11 protein-coding genes are annotated in these 15,018 nt (G+C 58.3%); 8 read left to right on the top strand and 3 right to left on the bottom strand.

From position 1 onward, the window contains the following. Positions 1-100: 100 nt before the first annotated feature. Together PMI36_RS12130 and PMI36_RS30095 are read right to left on the bottom strand one after the other, a co-directional pair. On the bottom strand, positions 101-823 hold the full coding sequence (locus PMI36_RS12130) for a tellurite resistance TerB family protein (RefSeq protein ID WP_008072901.1): 723 nt from the start codon (positions 821-823) through the stop codon (positions 101-103). Positions 824-1,037: 214 nt separating this feature from the next. Next, the gene (locus PMI36_RS30095; RefSeq protein ID WP_157214959.1) at positions 1,038-3,836 is read right to left on the bottom strand and encodes a hypothetical protein; all 2,799 of its coding nucleotides are present in this window, start codon (positions 3,834-3,836) and stop codon (positions 1,038-1,040) included. A gap of 267 nt (positions 3,837-4,103) precedes the next feature. Between PMI36_RS30095 and PMI36_RS12135 the strand changes: the two genes are divergently transcribed. The 7 genes from PMI36_RS12135 to PMI36_RS12165 all read left to right on the top strand — a co-directional run bounded on the left by PMI36_RS12135 (position 4,104) and on the right by PMI36_RS12165 (position 12,501). Further along, entirely contained in the window at positions 4,104-5,018 is a 915-nt protein-coding gene (locus tag PMI36_RS12135) for a LysR family transcriptional regulator (RefSeq protein WP_008072897.1), read from the top strand. Positions 5,019-5,147: 129 nt separating this feature from the next. Next, entirely contained in the window at positions 5,148-6,605 is a 1,458-nt protein-coding gene (locus tag PMI36_RS12140; RefSeq protein ID WP_008072895.1) for a gamma-aminobutyraldehyde dehydrogenase, read from the top strand. Between the two features lie 90 nt (positions 6,606-6,695). After that, positions 6,696-7,847, top strand: a complete 1,152-nt coding sequence (gene ydcS / locus PMI36_RS12145) for a putative ABC transporter substrate-binding protein YdcS (protein WP_008072892.1) — start codon at positions 6,696-6,698, stop codon at positions 7,845-7,847. 248 nt (positions 7,848-8,095) lie between these two features. Beyond that, positions 8,096-9,133 (top strand): ABC transporter ATP-binding protein, encoded by a 1,038-nt coding sequence (locus PMI36_RS12150; RefSeq protein WP_008072891.1) that lies wholly within the window; start codon positions 8,096-8,098, stop codon positions 9,131-9,133. Between the two features lies 1 nt (position 9,134). Then, positions 9,135-10,082 (top strand): ABC transporter permease, encoded by a 948-nt coding sequence (locus PMI36_RS12155; RefSeq protein WP_008072888.1) that lies wholly within the window; start codon positions 9,135-9,137, stop codon positions 10,080-10,082. After that, positions 10,072-10,896, top strand: a complete 825-nt coding sequence (locus tag PMI36_RS12160; protein ID WP_008072886.1) for an ABC transporter permease — start codon at positions 10,072-10,074, stop codon at positions 10,894-10,896. Before PMI36_RS12155 ends, PMI36_RS12160 begins: the two co-directional genes overlap by 11 nt. Positions 10,897-11,076: 180 nt before the next feature. Beyond that, a complete protein-coding gene (locus PMI36_RS12165) occupies positions 11,077-12,501 on the top strand; it encodes a gamma-aminobutyraldehyde dehydrogenase (RefSeq protein ID WP_008072884.1) in 1,425 nt (474 codons plus the stop codon). Between the two features lie 169 nt (positions 12,502-12,670). Here PMI36_RS12165 and PMI36_RS12170 read toward each other — a convergent pair whose 3' ends face one another. Beyond that, positions 12,671-12,856: a hypothetical protein gene (locus tag PMI36_RS12170; RefSeq protein ID WP_008072883.1), complete on the bottom strand. Its 186-nt coding sequence runs from the start codon at positions 12,854-12,856 to the stop codon at positions 12,671-12,673. A gap of 411 nt (positions 12,857-13,267) precedes the next feature. On the opposite strand from PMI36_RS12170, the gene PMI36_RS12175 reads away from it, so the two are divergent. Next, complete coding sequence (locus PMI36_RS12175; RefSeq protein ID WP_008072880.1) at positions 13,268-14,893, top strand: glucan biosynthesis protein D; 1,626 nt, start codon at positions 13,268-13,270, stop codon at positions 14,891-14,893. Positions 14,894-15,018 lie beyond the last annotated feature (125 nt).

Here is a 15,018-nt window from a genome sequence, read left to right as displayed (position 1 = left end):
CCTTCGGCAGCTCCTACGGGATCGCGTTTATCCCTGAGGGACGGGTGTACGCTGTCGGTGTAGGAGCCGCCGAAAACTGCGATCTTTTAAAAAGCGCCGCTTACACAGAAACCTGCCGCACCTGCTTCTCAAGCTCGGCCTTCAACCCCGGTTCCAGCTTCAACTGCCGCGCCAATTCATCGAGGTAGGACTTTTCCATGAAGCTCTCTTCGTCCACCAGCATCACACTGGCGATGTACATTTCAGCCGCCATTTCCGGCGTACTCGCAGCGCGGGCGACGTCGGTCGGGTCCAGCGGTTTGTTGAGCTCAGCGTGCAACCACTGCTGCAGTTCCTGATCGTTGTCGAGCTTGGTGAACTCGCCTTCGATCAACGCACGCTCGCGTTCATCCACATGACCATCGGCTTTGGCCGCCGCCACCAGCGCCTTGAGAATCGCCTGGCTGTGTTGCTCGACTTGCGCCGCCGGCACGCGGTCGAGGGTTTGTGGTTCGGTCTTCGGCGCGCTGCCTTGCTGGGCCTGCCAATTTCCGTAAGCCTTATAGGCAATGACCCCCAGCGCGGCGAGGCCGCCATAAGTCAGGGCCTTGCCGCCCACACTGCGAGCCTTCTTGCTGCCCAGCAACAGACCCATGGCCCCAGCCGCCAAAGCACCGCCGCCGGCGCCCGAAAGCAGGCTGCCGAGCCCGCCAGCCCCACCACTACCGCCGAGCAGGCCGCCCAGCCCACCGCCAGCCGATTTGTTCTGCGTCCCGCCAGCCTTGTTCTGCAACAGATCCTGACCGGACTTGAGTAACTGATCGAGCAATCCACGGGTGTTCATTTGCTGCCTCCACGAATTCGGGTTAACCGGATCATTAAGGCCATCAGCCTGAACCGAAAGTGCCCGGTGTCGTGGGCGAGAGTGCTTCAGGATGTTGCTTGCTACGCGTGGCTGCTGATTTCAAATAAAAAACGGGATGGATTTATAAATGAAATAAATCCATCCCGTTTATTCTTTATTGCTTTGCCTATTACAGGTTCTCTCCTTAGAACCCTTAAACTATTAGTTGCTGCTTAAGCGCCTCAAGCGCCTTTCCCTTATCAAACGGCGCAATTCCCGCAAGTTCCTCAAGAGCTTTAAGTCTTTCAAGCTCGCCTAACCCCTTAAGTTCTTCAAGCATCCCAGGCTCCACAAACCCCTCAAGTTTTTTAAGTCTCTCAGCATCCGTAAGCCCGTCGAATGCCTTAAGTCTCTCAAGCCTCTCAGTTTCCATACGATCCACAATCTCTTCAGGACTTTCAGGCGCGTCAAACCCTCTCACTGCCACCGCTTCTTCCATTGTAATATTGTTGAACCTGAAGTCATTTCCGTAGTGTTGAGCGATATGATTGTAGAATTTCAGCATGACTGAGCCGGTGGCTGATGCTGTGTATTGACCGGAACCAGACACCGGCCCGATGATGTTATAGTTCACACCGACCGGTGACCCAACTGCTGCAGCTCCGACATACAGGGTCACTGTAGTGCCATTCACGTTCGCGTTCCCGGTGCGAACAAAGCGAAGTTGATAAGTAAATTTGTATCTTTTACCAGCCTCCACCTGAATTGGACAAGCCATGATCATGCCCTGCCAAATGTTTTGTGGCGTACTAGTGTTTGATCCGACCCCCCCATGATTATTATTTAGAGTTCCTGCATAGTTACCTTGAGCAACCCAACCTTGAAATGAGCCATTAACGAAATTCCACAGAGCCTTTTGATTGAAAGTCCTAGGAGTGGATACTGAGTTATCACCATATTTCGCTTTGGCTGTAAAACTGTGCAGGCCTACCTTCACCGCCACTGATTTACTCCAGACTTTATTGGCCCCAACCGGAACTATTCCCTTCGATACGCCGTTATCAAAAAGCTCGATTTCAAGATTCTCGGTCGCGGTGCCGGTCACTGTTACCGAGGTATCGGTGCCGCCGATAACTTCAAGGGTTACGCCAACCTCCGTACTGCCGTTTTTTATCGAAGTGATTACTGGCTTAAGCAAGACAATCGACTTGATGGTATAGGTGCGCTCCGGGAAAAACAGCGGCTTGCTCACGTCCAGGCCCAAAGCAGCCTTGAACACCATTTTCAACGTACTGTCGTTTTTCAGGTTTTGCAATTCGGCGAGAGGAATACCGGTATACGCGGCAAAACCGTCGCGGACCCATGCTTGACTGACCTTACTGCCGGGTGGCGCCCACATTGGTTTGATGTAAGGCTTGCCGTCAGCTTTTGTACCCTCCAAATGCATCCACACGAACTGACCTACGGCAATCAGCGGCCAATCGCTCATTCTCATGGTGCCATTGCCCGTCAGTTTGGTAACGTCCAGTTCCGGACCTTCGCCATTGTTATCGGCTTGCGTGATCGTCGGGCGGTTCAATGCCGACTGCGGTAATGCCTGCACAGCCAACGTAAACGTCTGCGACGGTATTGGATCGCCGTTACCTCGGGTGATGGTATAGGACACCGTCACACTCAAGCCCAGGTTGAACGCCACCACACTGTTGGGGATAGGGAATTCGAAGTTTAGGCCCAACTCTCTTGGCACCGACGTATGCGAACCAGCAGCCGGGGTACCGGGCGCCCCGGTCCATTTGACGATCACTCGGTCAGTTGGTAACAAGACAGCATTGGCGGGCACGACTACCGTCAAAACGTCTTTCGCGGCAACCGGATTCAGGGTGGAACCATTGGCCTCTTTGATCGAAGGTTTCAGGAATTCGGCAATCTGCTTCACTTCCAGTCGCAGTGGTTCTGACTCACCGATCGATTTTCCGTCGCGAATCAATTGCCAGCGCAACTCGAAACCCGTGCCGTGCCGTGCCCTAAGAAACTCCGGACTAAGGGTAAAGTTGGCCCGGTTATTACTGTTGAACGGATGTTGCCGAAACGGCACTGAACCGGGCAGTGGGTTGCTTTCGATCAACTGAGCCTTATCGCCCGTCTGCGCCGACAAAAACTCGACGCGTACGATAACGCCGTTCGGATACCCCAGCGAATCAATAGGGCTGGTGGCCGGCGACACCAGAAACGGAGCCTTCAGGTCAAGTCGGGCAAGGTGAACATCGATGTAAGTGGGAGCAGATAGAACTGAGGTGTTGCTCAACTGATCAATGATCAGATATTCAAAGCGTGTTTTATCATTATCGCCGGCGGCTTCGAAGGTCGGGGTGAAAAGCGTCGTTGTAATAGGGCTTGCTTCGTTGGGTTCGACACGACGGTCGATGTAAGTCCTGCCAACATTCAAACGAATGAGGTCGTATGCCCGTCTGAAGGGGTAGTCGAATCCGACCACTACACCCCGCTCCGCCATCGCTTTATCGATGCCCTTGTTCACCACCTCGGGGGGTAACTGGACCGTACGTTGCGAATGATCGGGCTCACCAGGAGTGAAACGATGGTACAGCACCTTCAATTTCCGAGAGTCCCGAGAGGAGTTCTCGCTGGGGCGGGTAACCTTGTAGTAAATCTCGTTAACCCCCTCTCTCAGACGGTCTTTGGGTATGTGCAGTGCAATCCGCTGATCTACATCAGCCGGCTGAATGGTTTTGCCGGCCACCGCTGCTGGCCAGCTGTCGATATATAAATCAACGCGATCATTGAGGGCCAGGGGTTCGATCCCCCGGGTTCTGAACTCGATCCATGGATCAATCAAGCATTCAAGGCCTTCGGGTGCTTCGTCGTAGATCCTCTTGGGAATACCACCATCAGCAATCCCGGCAGGTTGGACCGGGGTAACCCATCCCGGAATCATCACCGGATAAAGCACAAAAACGTTGCTGTCATCTGGACTATTCGATTGACCATCCATCATCCGTCTCCTTGAGTGTGATACGCCCGTACCGAGTGTCCCGGCGCATGGGGGCTATCAAACAGCCGATCCGGTAAGCTGGCTACTGTCATAAATAACAGGTAGATGGGGCTTTAAGACGAACGGTAAGGGATTCCTGGCTCGAACATCGAAGCACTCGACGGCAGCATTTAAGCGACTTGCCGTCCCGCCCCGCACAAACCAATCCATCGATTAAAAAGATATACACTCGGGTAAATCGATAAAAACCGCCCACCCGGTAATGCCTCCATGATGACCCTGCGTCAGATCCGCCACTTCATCGCCGTGGCCGAGACCGGTTCGATCTCCGCCGCCGCGCAAACCGCCTTCATTTCTCAATCCACCCTGACCCTGGCCATCCAGCAACTGGAGCAGGAAATCGGTGTCGGCCTGTTCAATCGCCACGCCAAGGGCATGACCCTGACCCACCAGGGGCATCAATTCCTGCGTCAGGCACACCTGATTCTGGCCACGGTGGACAATGCCAAGCGCAGCCTGCAACAGAGCACCGATCAGGTTGCCGGGCAGTTGATCATCGGCGTGACCAGTCTGGTCGCCGGTTATTACCTGGCGGATTTGCTCACTCGGTTCCAGCGCGCCTACCCCAACGTTGAAATACGCGTGATGGAAGACGAGCGGCCGTACATCGAGCATTTGCTGGTCAGCGGTGAAATTGATGTGGGCGTGCTGATCCTCTCCAATCTGGAAGACCGCCACGCCTTGCAGACCGAAGTGCTGACTCACTCGCCCCACCGACTGTGGCTGCCGGCCCAGCATCCGCTGCTGGAACACGACAGCATCAACCTCGCCGATGTCGCTCGCGAGCCGCTGATTCAGCTGAACGTCGATGAAATGGACCGCAACGCCCAGCGCATGTGGTCGGCGGCCTCGCTGCAACCGCGCATCACCTTGCGAACAGCCTCGACGGAAGCGGTACGAAGCCTGGTCGCCGCGGGCTTGGGCGTTTCCATTCAGCCGGACATGACTTACCGCCCGTGGTCCCTGGAGGGCGACATCATCGAAGCGCGGCCGATCGCCGACCTGAGCCAGACCCTCGATGTCGGTCTGGCGTGGCGTCGCGGCACCGCCCGGCCCGCGCTGGTGGACCCGTTCCTGACCGTCGCTCGCGAACAACCCCACGGCGGGCGCAAGCCATCTATTTAATCGAACGCCACCTTCAGTATTTAGTATTTGTCGACCACAAGCCCGGCCACTAGTCTTGAGGCATCTATAAGACGGCCGGGCCCAGTCACAGAGAATCCCATGGCCACACAAGAAAAGAGAACCCGAAAAATGGCTGGCGCGCAGACTCCGTTGTTCACCGCGTTGTTGATCGATGGCGAGTTGGTCGCGGGCCAGGGTTTCGTCGAACCCATCCTCAACCCGGCCACCGGAGAAGTGCTGACGCACATTGCCGAAGCCAGCACCGAGCAGGTCGAAACCGCGATCCTCGCCGCCCACCGCGCCTTTGCCAGTTGGTCGCGGACCACGCCGCAGCAGCGCTCGAACCTGCTGCTGGACATCGCCAACGCCATTGAAAAAAACGCCGACCTGCTCGCCCGCCTCGAATCGCTGAACTGCGGCAAGCCGTTGCACCTGGCGCGTCAGGACGATTTGAGCGCCACGGTCGATGTGTTCCGTTTCTTCGCGGGTGCCGTGCGTTGCCAGACCGGCCAACTCAGCGGCGAATACTTGCCGGGTTACACCAGCATGGTCCGTCGCGATCCGATTGGTGTGGTCGCATCGATTGCGCCGTGGAACTACCCGATCATGATGGCCGCCTGGAAAATCGCCCCCGCCCTCGCCGCTGGCAACACGCTGGTGTTCAAACCGTCGGAACACACGCCACTGTCGATTCTGGCGTTGGCACCGGCGCTCGCCGAGATCCTGCCGCGCGGGGTGATCAACATTATTTGCGGTGGCGGTGAAGGCGTCGGCAGCCATTTGGTCAGCCACCCGAAAGTGCGCATGGTGTCGCTGACTGGCGATATCGTCACCGGGCAAAAAATCCTCCAGGCCGCGGCGAAAACCCTGAAGCGCACCCACCTCGAACTCGGCGGCAAGGCGCCGGTGATCGTCTGCAACGACGCGGATATTCAAGCGGTGGTAGAGGGTGTGCGCACCTACGGCTATTACAACGCCGGCCAGGACTGCACCGCCGCCTGCCGGATTTATGCCCAGGCCGGGATTCATGACCGCTTGGTGGCGGAACTCGGCGCAGCGGTCGGCAGCCTGCGTTTTGCCGGTAAACGTGATGCCGACAACGAGATCGGCCCGCTGATCAGCACTCGCCAACGCGACCGCGTGGCCAGTTTCGTCGAGCGTGCCCTCGGCCAGCCACATATCGAACGCGTGACCGGCGCGGCGGTGCATTCCGGTGCCGGCTTCTATTACCAGCCGACCTTGCTGGCCGGTTGCAAACAGAGCGATGAAATCGTTCAGCGCGAAGTGTTCGGGCCGGTGGTCACCGTGACCCGCTTCAATGAGCTCGAACAAGCGGTGGACTGGGCCAACGACTCGGAATACGGCCTCGCCTCCTCGGTCTGGACCCAGAATCTCGACAAAGCCATGCAGGTCGCAGCGCGTTTGCAGTACGGCTGCACCTGGATCAACAGCCATTTCATGCTGGTCAGCGAAATGCCCCATGGCGGCCTGAAGCGCTCGGGCTATGGCAAAGACTTATCCAGTGATTCGCTGCAGGACTACAGCGTGGTGCGCCACATCATGGCCCGTCACGGACAGCATTTATAAAAGCGCACTACGCTAACAATTAGCCATAACGGCATTGGCTTCACCCCGTTCAGAACTGCCCCGACCATAATTTAAAGAAGAGGGTTCACCATGCTTGTGCACAAGACCGCACTGCTCAGTGCAATCACCACGGCACTGCTGGCCAGCGCCAGCCTGCAGGCCGCCGAGCCGCTGAAAGCCGTCGGTGCCGGCGAAGGTCAGCTGGATATCGTCGCCTGGCCCGGCTATATCGAACGGGGCGAAACCGACAAGACCTACGACTGGGTGACCGGCTTCGAGAAGGAAACCGGCTGCAAGGTCAACGTCAAGACGGCCGGCACCTCCGATGAAATGGTCAGCCTGATGGCCAAGGGCGGTTATGACCTGGTGACCGCATCGGGTGATGCCTCCCTGCGGTTGATCGCTGGCAAACGTGTACAGCCGATCAACACCGCACTGATCCCCAACTGGAAGAATCTCGATCCACGCCTCAAGGATGCACCGTGGTATGTGGTCAACAACCAGACTTACGGCACCCCTTATCAATGGGGCCCGAACGTGTTGATGTACAACACCAAGGTGTTCACGCAGCCACCTACCAGTTGGGGGGTGCTGTTCGAAGAGCAGAAGCTGTCCGACGGCAAATCCAACAAGGGCCGCGTGCAAGCGTATGACGGCCCGATCTACATCGCCGACGCGGCGCTGTACCTGAAAACCGCCAAGCCGGAACTGGGCATCACGGATCCTTACCTGCTCGACGAAAAACAGTACAAGGCCGTTCTCGACCTGCTGCGCGCCCAGCAAAAGTTGATCCATCGCTACTGGCACGACACCACCGTGCAGATGAGTGACTTCAAGAACGAAGGCGTGGTGGCTGCCAGCGCCTGGCCCTATCAGGTCAACGGCCTGATGAACGAGAAACAGCCGATCGCCTCGACCATCCCCAAAGAAGGCGCCACCGGGTGGGCCGATACCACCATGCTGCACGCCGAGGCCAAGCACCCGAACTGCGCGTACAAGTGGATGGACTGGTCGCTCACGCCGAAGGTCCAGGGCGATGTGTCCGCCTGGTTCGGCTCTCTGCCGGCGGTTCCGGCGGGGTGTAAGGCAAGCGAACTGCTGGGCGCCGAGGGTTGCAAGACCAACGGTTTCGACCAGTTCGAAAAAATCGCCTTCTGGAAAACCCCGCAGGCTGAAGGCGGCAAGTTTGTGCCTTATAGCCGCTGGACCCAGGATTACATTGCGATTATGGGCGGCAGGTAACACTCGGTACATAGTTGGCGAGGAACCCTTGTGGCGAGGGAGCTTGCTCCCGCTGGGTGGCGAAGCCGCCCCAAAAACCAGTCACTGCGGTCTACCAGGTAAACCGCATTAACCCTTTTTTGGGAGTGCTGCGCACTCCAGCGGGAGCAAGCTCCCTCGCCACAAAAGCCCATCGATCACGATTCAGATTTTTCAGAAGTCCAGGCAAGGTCACTGTGACAATCCTCGCCTTTTTGGAGCACCGCACCATGACGCTTGCAGTCCAGTTCACCAACGTTTCCCGTCAGTTCGGCGAGGTGAAGGCCGTTGACCGGGTTTCCATCGATATCCAGGACGGCGAGTTCTTTTCCATGCTGGGCCCCTCCGGTTCGGGCAAAACCACCTGCCTGCGCCTGATCGCCGGTTTCGAACAACCGAGCGCTGGTTCCATCCGCATTCACGGCGCCGAAGCTGCGGGGTTACCGCCGTATCAGCGTGACGTGAATACTGTGTTCCAGGACTACGCGCTGTTCCCGCACATGAACGTACTCGACAACGTCGCCTACGGTTTGAAAGTCAAAGGTGTCGGCAAGACCGAACGCCAGAAACGCGCCGAAGAAGCCCTCGATATGGTCGCCCTCGGCGGCTACGGCGAGCGTAAACCGGTGCAACTCTCCGGTGGCCAGCGTCAGCGCGTGGCTCTGGCCCGCGCGTTGGTCAATCGCCCGCGTGTGTTGTTGCTCGACGAACCCTTGGGCGCGCTCGATTTGAAACTGCGCGAGCAAATGCAAGGCGAGCTGAAGAAGCTGCAACGCCAGCTCGGCATCACCTTCATCTTCGTTACCCACGACCAGACCGAAGCGCTGTCGATGTCCGACCGTGTGGCGGTGTTCAACAAGGGCCGCATCGAACAGGTCGACACACCGCGCAACCTGTACATGAAACCGGCAACCACGTTCGTCGCCGAATTCGTCGGCACGTCCAACGTGATTCGCGGCGATCTGGCGCAGCAGTTGAGCGGCAATCCACAGCCGTTTTCGATTCGCCCGGAACACGTGCGTTTCGCCGAAGGCCCGCTGGCCAGCCATGAAATCGAAGTCAGTGGCCTGCTGCACGACATCCAGTACCAAGGCAGCGCCACCCGCTATGAACTGAAACTGGAAAACGGCCAGACGTTGAACATCAGCCAGGCCAACGTTCAGTGGCTGGACGTCAGCACGCAACATCAGACCGGGCAACGCATCAGCGCTCGTTGGGCGCGCGAGGCGATGATCCCGTTGCACGACAATGTTGTGGGCGGGGTGTGAGATGAACAGCGTGGCCGCTCCTCAAACCCCTGCCAGCGGTTCGCCGTTGCGCCGGTTTTCGAACGTGCTGTACCGCCGGCCGAACCTGTATCTGTCGCTGCTGCTGGTACCGCCGCTGCTGTGGTTCGGTGCGATCTACCTCGGTTCGCTGTTGACGTTGCTGTGGCAAGGCTTCTACACCTTCGATGACTTCACCATGACGGTCACGCCCGACCTGACCCTGGCGAATTTCACCGCACTGTTCCAGCCGTCGAACTTCGACATCATCCTGCGCACCCTGAGCATGGCCGTCGTCGTGTCGATCGCCAGTGCGGTCGTGGCGTTCCCGATCGCCTACTACATGGCGCGCTACACCAGCGGCAAGACCAAGGCGTTTTTCTACATCGCGGTGATGATGCCAATGTGGGCCAGTTACATCGTCAAGGCCTATGCCTGGACTTTGCTGTTGGCCAAGGGCGGCGTGGCCCAGTGGTTTGTTCAGCACCTGGGGCTGGAACCGGTTTTGCAGTTCGTGCTCGGGATTCCGGGGGTCGGCGGCAGCACCTTGTCGACCTCGCACCTGGGGCGGTTCATGGTGTTCGTCTACATCTGGCTGCCGTTCATGATCCTGCCGATCCAGGCCTCACTGGAACGCCTGCCGCCGTCGCTTTTACAAGCTTCGGCCGACCTCGGTGCCAAACCGCGTCAGACCTTCATGCAAGTGATTCTGCCGCTGTCGATTCCAGGCATCGCCGCCGGTTCGATCTTCACCTTTTCGTTGACCCTGGGCGATTTCATCGTGCCGCAACTGGTGGGCCCGCCGGGCTACTTCATCGGCAGCATGGTCTACGCCCAGCAAGGAGCGATCGGCAATAGGCCGATGGCGGCGGCCTTCACGCTGGTGCCGATCGTGCTGATCGCCATTTACCTGTCCATCGTCAAACGTCTGGGGGCTTTCGATGCGCTCTGATACTTCATCTCAAGATCGGGCATCCCTGGGCCTGCGCATCGCTGCCTGGGGCGGGTTGGTGTTCTTGCACTTCCCGATCCTGATCATCTTCCTTTACGCCTTCAACACTGAAGACGCGGCGTTCAGCTTTCCGCCCAAGGGCTTTACCCTGAAGTGGATCGGCGTGGCGTTCTCCCGGCCCGACGTGCTGGAAGCGATCAAGCTGTCGTTACAAATCGCGGCCGTCGCCACATTGATTGCGCTGATCCTGGGCACCCTCGCGTCGGCGGCGTTGTACCGGCGGGACTTCTTCGGCAAGCAAGGCATCTCGCTGATGCTGATCCTGCCGATTGCCCTGCCGGGGATCATCACCGGGATCGCGCTGCTGGCGACCTTCAAGACTTTGGGGATTGAGCCGGGAATGTTCACCATCATCGTCGGCCACGCGACCTTCTGCGTGGTGATTGTCTACAACAACGTCATCGCCCGCTTGCGCCGCACTTCATACAGTTTGATTGAGGCCTCGATGGACCTCGGCGCCGACGGCTGGCAGACCTTCCGCTACATCGTCCTGCCGAACCTCGGCTCGGCGATGCTGGCCGGTGGCATGCTGGCGTTTGCGCTGTCGTTCGACGAAATCATCGTCACCACCTTCACCGCCGGCCATGAACGCACCTTGCCACTGTGGCTGCTCAACCAGCTCAGCCGCCCACGGGACGTGCCGGTAACCAACGTCGTCGCGATGCTGGTGATGATGGTGACCATGTTGCCGATCCTCGGCGCTTATTACCTGACCCGGGGCGGGGAAAGCGTTGCGGGCAGTGGCGGGAAATAACGGACAACGACCAACCCTCTGTTGGAACGGAAATCTAATGTGGGAGCGGGCTTGCTCGCGAAGGCGGTGGGTTAGCCAACATCAATGTTGAATGTGATGGCCTCTTCGCGAGCAAGCCCGCTCCCACATTAGATCCGGTTCCCATAGAGGAAATACAATCGCTTCGATGAGGACATAGCCATGCAAACAAAACTCTTGATCAACGGCCAACTCGTCAATGGCGACGGCCCCGCCCAAGCCGTGTTCAACCCGGCTCTGGGCCGTGTGATGGTAGAAATCAACGAAGCCAGCGAAGCCCAGGTCGACGCCGCCGTGCGGGCCGCCGACAACGCCTTCCAAGCCTGGTCGCAAACCACGCCGAAAGAACGCTCGTTGCTGCTGCTCAAACTCGCCGACATCATCGAAGCCCATGGCGAAGAGCTGGCCAAACTGGAGTCGGACAATTGCGGCAAACCCTACAGCGCCGCGCTGAACGACGAGATTCCGGCGATTGCCGACGTGTTCCGTTTCTTCGCCGGCGCCAACCGTTGCATGAGCGGCGCGCTGGGAGGGGAATACCTGCCCGGCCACACCTCAATGATCCGCCGCGACCCGGTGGGCGTCATTGCCTCCATCGCGCCGTGGAACTACCCGCTGATGATGGTCGCCTGGAAAATCGCCCCAGCCCTGGCCGCCGGTAATACCGTGGTGCTCAAACCGTCGGAGCAAACCCCTCTGACCGCCCTGCGCCTGGCAGAACTGGCGTCGGACATCTTCCCGGCTGGTGTACTTAATCTGGTGTACGGCCGTGGTTCTGCGGTCGGTACCGCACTGGTCAATCATCCGAAAGTGCGCATGGTGTCGCTGACCGGCTCGATCGCCACTGGCTCGAACATCATTTCCAGCACCGCCGGCAACGTCAAACGCCTGCACATGGAACTGGGCGGCAAGGCACCGGTGATCATCTTCGACGATGCGGACATCGACGCCGCCGTGGAAGGCATTCGCACCTTCGGTTTCTACAACGCTGGTCAGGATTGCACCGCCGCCTGCCGCATTTACGCGCAAGCAGGCATCTACGACCAGTTCGTCGAGAAGCTCGGTGCGGCCGTCAGCAGTATCAAGTACGGCTTGCAGGACGATCCCTCGACGGAGCTTGGCCCGTTGATCAGCGCACAACATCGCGACCGAGTGACCGCGTTGGTCGAACGTGCCATGGCGCAACCACACATCCGTTTGATCACTGGCGGCAAAGCGGTGGAAGGCAATGGCTTCTTCTTTGAGCCAACGGTGCTGGCCGACGTGCAACAGGACGACGAGATCGTGCGCCGCGAAGTATTCGGGCCGGTAGTGTCGGTCACCAGGTTCACCGATGAAGCACAGGCACTGGCCTGGGCCAACGATTCAGACTACGGCCTGGCGTCATCGGTCTGGACCACGGACGTCGGCCGCGCCCATCGCCTGTCTGCACGCTTGCAGTACGGCTGCACGTGGGTGAATACCCACTTCATGCTGGTCAGCGAAATGCCGCATGGCGGTCAGAAACTGTCTGGTTATGGGAAAGACATGTCGATGTATGGGCTGGAGGATTACACCGTTGTTCGGCATGTGATGTTCAAGCATTAAAAGTGGAAAGATCGCAGCCTGCGGCAGCTCCTACAGGATTTGCGCCTGCCGCAGTATCTGCGGCGCATGCAATCGACGTAGGAGCTGCCGCAGGCTGCGATCTTTTCCAACAGACGCACAGATGGCAAGGGATCCGACCGCAACACGGTCACGGCCGAATCCTTTAACATCAAAACCGCGAAACACTGCGCATCGCATCCACCAGATACCGCATCGCAATCCGGTCATTCTCCGACAGCTCGCGATACCGCTCCACCAGCTTCAACTCCTCCGAACTGAGCCGACGCCTTCGCCGACCGGTGGTCAGCCAGGGAAAGAGTCCTAACATTTCAGTGATGCCTTGTACTTTCGACATGGACGATGTCCTTCTATACGTCAGAGAAAACTGCAAAACCGCATCGCCCTATCACTTTCAGCGGCCGTCTTGTACGCGCTGAACCCACCGGCCTGAAGGGCCGAAACCGGTCATGCCCATAGAATAGAAATTAAATCGGCGCTGAAAAGCGGTTTTTAGAGTAATTAGTCGAAAAAAGCAGATATGCCCTATAAATCAGAAAGTGTTGTGAGAAACGTTACCTGACATGTCTTGTTTCATTGCCGCGCTGTCGCGGTGCCATCAATCATTTTTGCTCTGCAACTGAACGGTTTAAGCTTATTGGCATCTGCTCTAAAGTCCGTTGCGTTTGGCCAAGGCATGTCCGAACCGTTATTTTTGATCCAGCACGTGCCAGGAACGGCGCGGGATTGTTCACGACAGGTTGTACTTATGCACCGCAGGAATTTGCTCAAAGCCTCCATGGCCATCGCGGCTTACACTGGTCTTTCGGCCACCGGCCTATTGACCGCACGCGCCTGGGCTGGCAGCAGCGCGGCTGATGGCGACGCTGTGGCGTTCGACTTCGAAGCGCTGAAGAGCCAGGCCAAACAGCTCGCCGGCAAGCCTTATCAGGACACCAAACAGGTGCTGCCGCCGACGCTGGCGACCATGACACCGCAGAACTTCAACGCGATCCGCTACGACGGCAATCACTCGCTGTGGAAGGACTTGAAAGGTCAGCTGGACGTGCAGTTTTTCCACGTCGGCATGGGTTTCAAGCAACCGGTGCGCATGTACAGCGTCGATCCCAAGACTCGACTGGCGCGCGAGGTGCATTTCCGCCCGTCGCTGTTCAACTACGAAAAAACTACCGTCGACACTAAACAGCTCAAAGGCGACCTGGGTTTTTCCGGGTTCAAGCTGTTCAAAGCCCCGGAACTGGATAAGCACGACGTGTTGTCGTTCCTCGGCGCCAGCTATTTCCGCGCGGTAGATGCCACCGGCCAGTACGGGTTGTCGGCCCGCGGCCTGGCGATCGATACGTACGCCAAGAAGCGTGAAGAGTTTCCGGACTTCACCAAGTTCTGGTTCGAGACACCAGACAAGGACAGCACCCGTTTCGTGGTTTACGCCCTGCTCGATTCGCCGAGCGCCACTGGCGCCTACCGTTTTGACATCGATTGCCAGGCCGAGCGTGTGGTGATGGAGGTCGACGCCCACGTCAATGCCCGCACCGCCATCGAGCAATTGGGCCTCGCACCGATGACCAGCATGTTCAGCTGCGGCACTCACGAACGGCGCATGTGCGACACCATTCACCCGCAAATCCACGACTCTGATCGCCTGGCGATGTGGCGCGGTAATGGCGAATGGATCTGCCGCCCACTGAACAACCCGGCCACCCTGCAATTCAATGCCTTTGCCGACACCGACCCTAAAGGTTTCGGCCTGGTGCAGACCGATCACGAGTTTGCCAATTATCAAGACACCGTCGACTGGTACAGCAAGCGCCCGAGTCTGTGGGTAGAACCTACAACCGCGTGGGGCGAAGGCTCTATCGATTTGCTGGAAATTCCTACAACCGGCGAAACCCTGGATAACATCGTTGCATTCTGGACGCCGAAAAAACCGGTCGCGGCCGGGGACTCCCTCAATTACGGCTACAAGCTCTATTGGAGCTCCCTGCCACCGGTGAGCACGCCTCTGGCGCGGGTCAACGCGACCCGTTCGGGCATGGGCGGTTTCATTGAAGGCTGGGCGCCGGGCGAGCATTACCCGGAGGTCTGGGCACGACGCTTTGCCGTGGACTTCACCGGCGGCGGTCTGGACCGCTTGCCCGAAGGCGCGGGGATCGAGCCGGTGGTGACCTGCTCGAATGGCCAAGTGAAGGACTTCAACGTGTTGGTGCTGGATGACATCAAGGGCTACCGCATTACCTTCGACTGGTACCCGACCAATGACAGCGTGGCCCCGGTGGAGCTGCGGTTGTTCATTCGCACCAATGACCGGACGTTGAGTGAAACCTGGTTGTACCAGTATTTCCCGCCTGCGCCGCAGAAGCGTAAGTACACCTGAGAGTTAGTCGGGGTCTGAAATGGCCCCTTCGCGAGCAAGCCCGCTCCCACATTGGATCTCCATGAGACATATATTTTGTGTACGACAAAGATCAACTGTGGGAGCGGGCTTGCTCGCGAAGACGG

The sequence above is a fragment of the Pseudomonas sp. GM79 genome (genome assembly GCF_000282495.1).
GTDB lineage: Bacteria > Pseudomonadota > Gammaproteobacteria > Pseudomonadales > Pseudomonadaceae > Aquipseudomonas.
This window is presented reverse-complemented; position numbering and strand designations above follow the sequence as displayed.

What these genes read in the sequence shown, in the direction of transcription:
- PMI36_RS12130 (WP_008072901.1), bottom strand. Translation starts at nt 823, where the DNA reads ATGAACACCCGTGGATTGCTCGATCAGTTACTCAAGTCCGGTCAGGAT.
- PMI36_RS30095 (WP_157214959.1), bottom strand. Translation starts at nt 3,836, where the DNA reads ATGATGGATGGTCAATCGAATAGTCCAGATGACAGCAACGTTTTTGTG.
- PMI36_RS12135 (WP_008072897.1), top strand. Translation starts at nt 4,104, where the DNA reads ATGATGACCCTGCGTCAGATCCGCCACTTCATCGCCGTGGCCGAGACC.
- PMI36_RS12140 (WP_008072895.1), top strand. Translation starts at nt 5,148, where the DNA reads ATGGCTGGCGCGCAGACTCCGTTGTTCACCGCGTTGTTGATCGATGGC.
- ydcS (WP_008072892.1), top strand. Translation starts at nt 6,696, where the DNA reads ATGCTTGTGCACAAGACCGCACTGCTCAGTGCAATCACCACGGCACTG.
- PMI36_RS12150 (WP_008072891.1), top strand. Translation starts at nt 8,096, where the DNA reads ATGACGCTTGCAGTCCAGTTCACCAACGTTTCCCGTCAGTTCGGCGAG.
- PMI36_RS12155 (WP_008072888.1), top strand. Translation starts at nt 9,135, where the DNA reads ATGAACAGCGTGGCCGCTCCTCAAACCCCTGCCAGCGGTTCGCCGTTG.
- PMI36_RS12160 (WP_008072886.1), top strand. Translation starts at nt 10,072, where the DNA reads ATGCGCTCTGATACTTCATCTCAAGATCGGGCATCCCTGGGCCTGCGC.
- PMI36_RS12165 (WP_008072884.1), top strand. Translation starts at nt 11,077, where the DNA reads ATGCAAACAAAACTCTTGATCAACGGCCAACTCGTCAATGGCGACGGC.
- PMI36_RS12170 (WP_008072883.1), bottom strand. Translation starts at nt 12,856, where the DNA reads ATGTCGAAAGTACAAGGCATCACTGAAATGTTAGGACTCTTTCCCTGG.
- PMI36_RS12175 (WP_008072880.1), top strand. Translation starts at nt 13,268, where the DNA reads ATGCACCGCAGGAATTTGCTCAAAGCCTCCATGGCCATCGCGGCTTAC.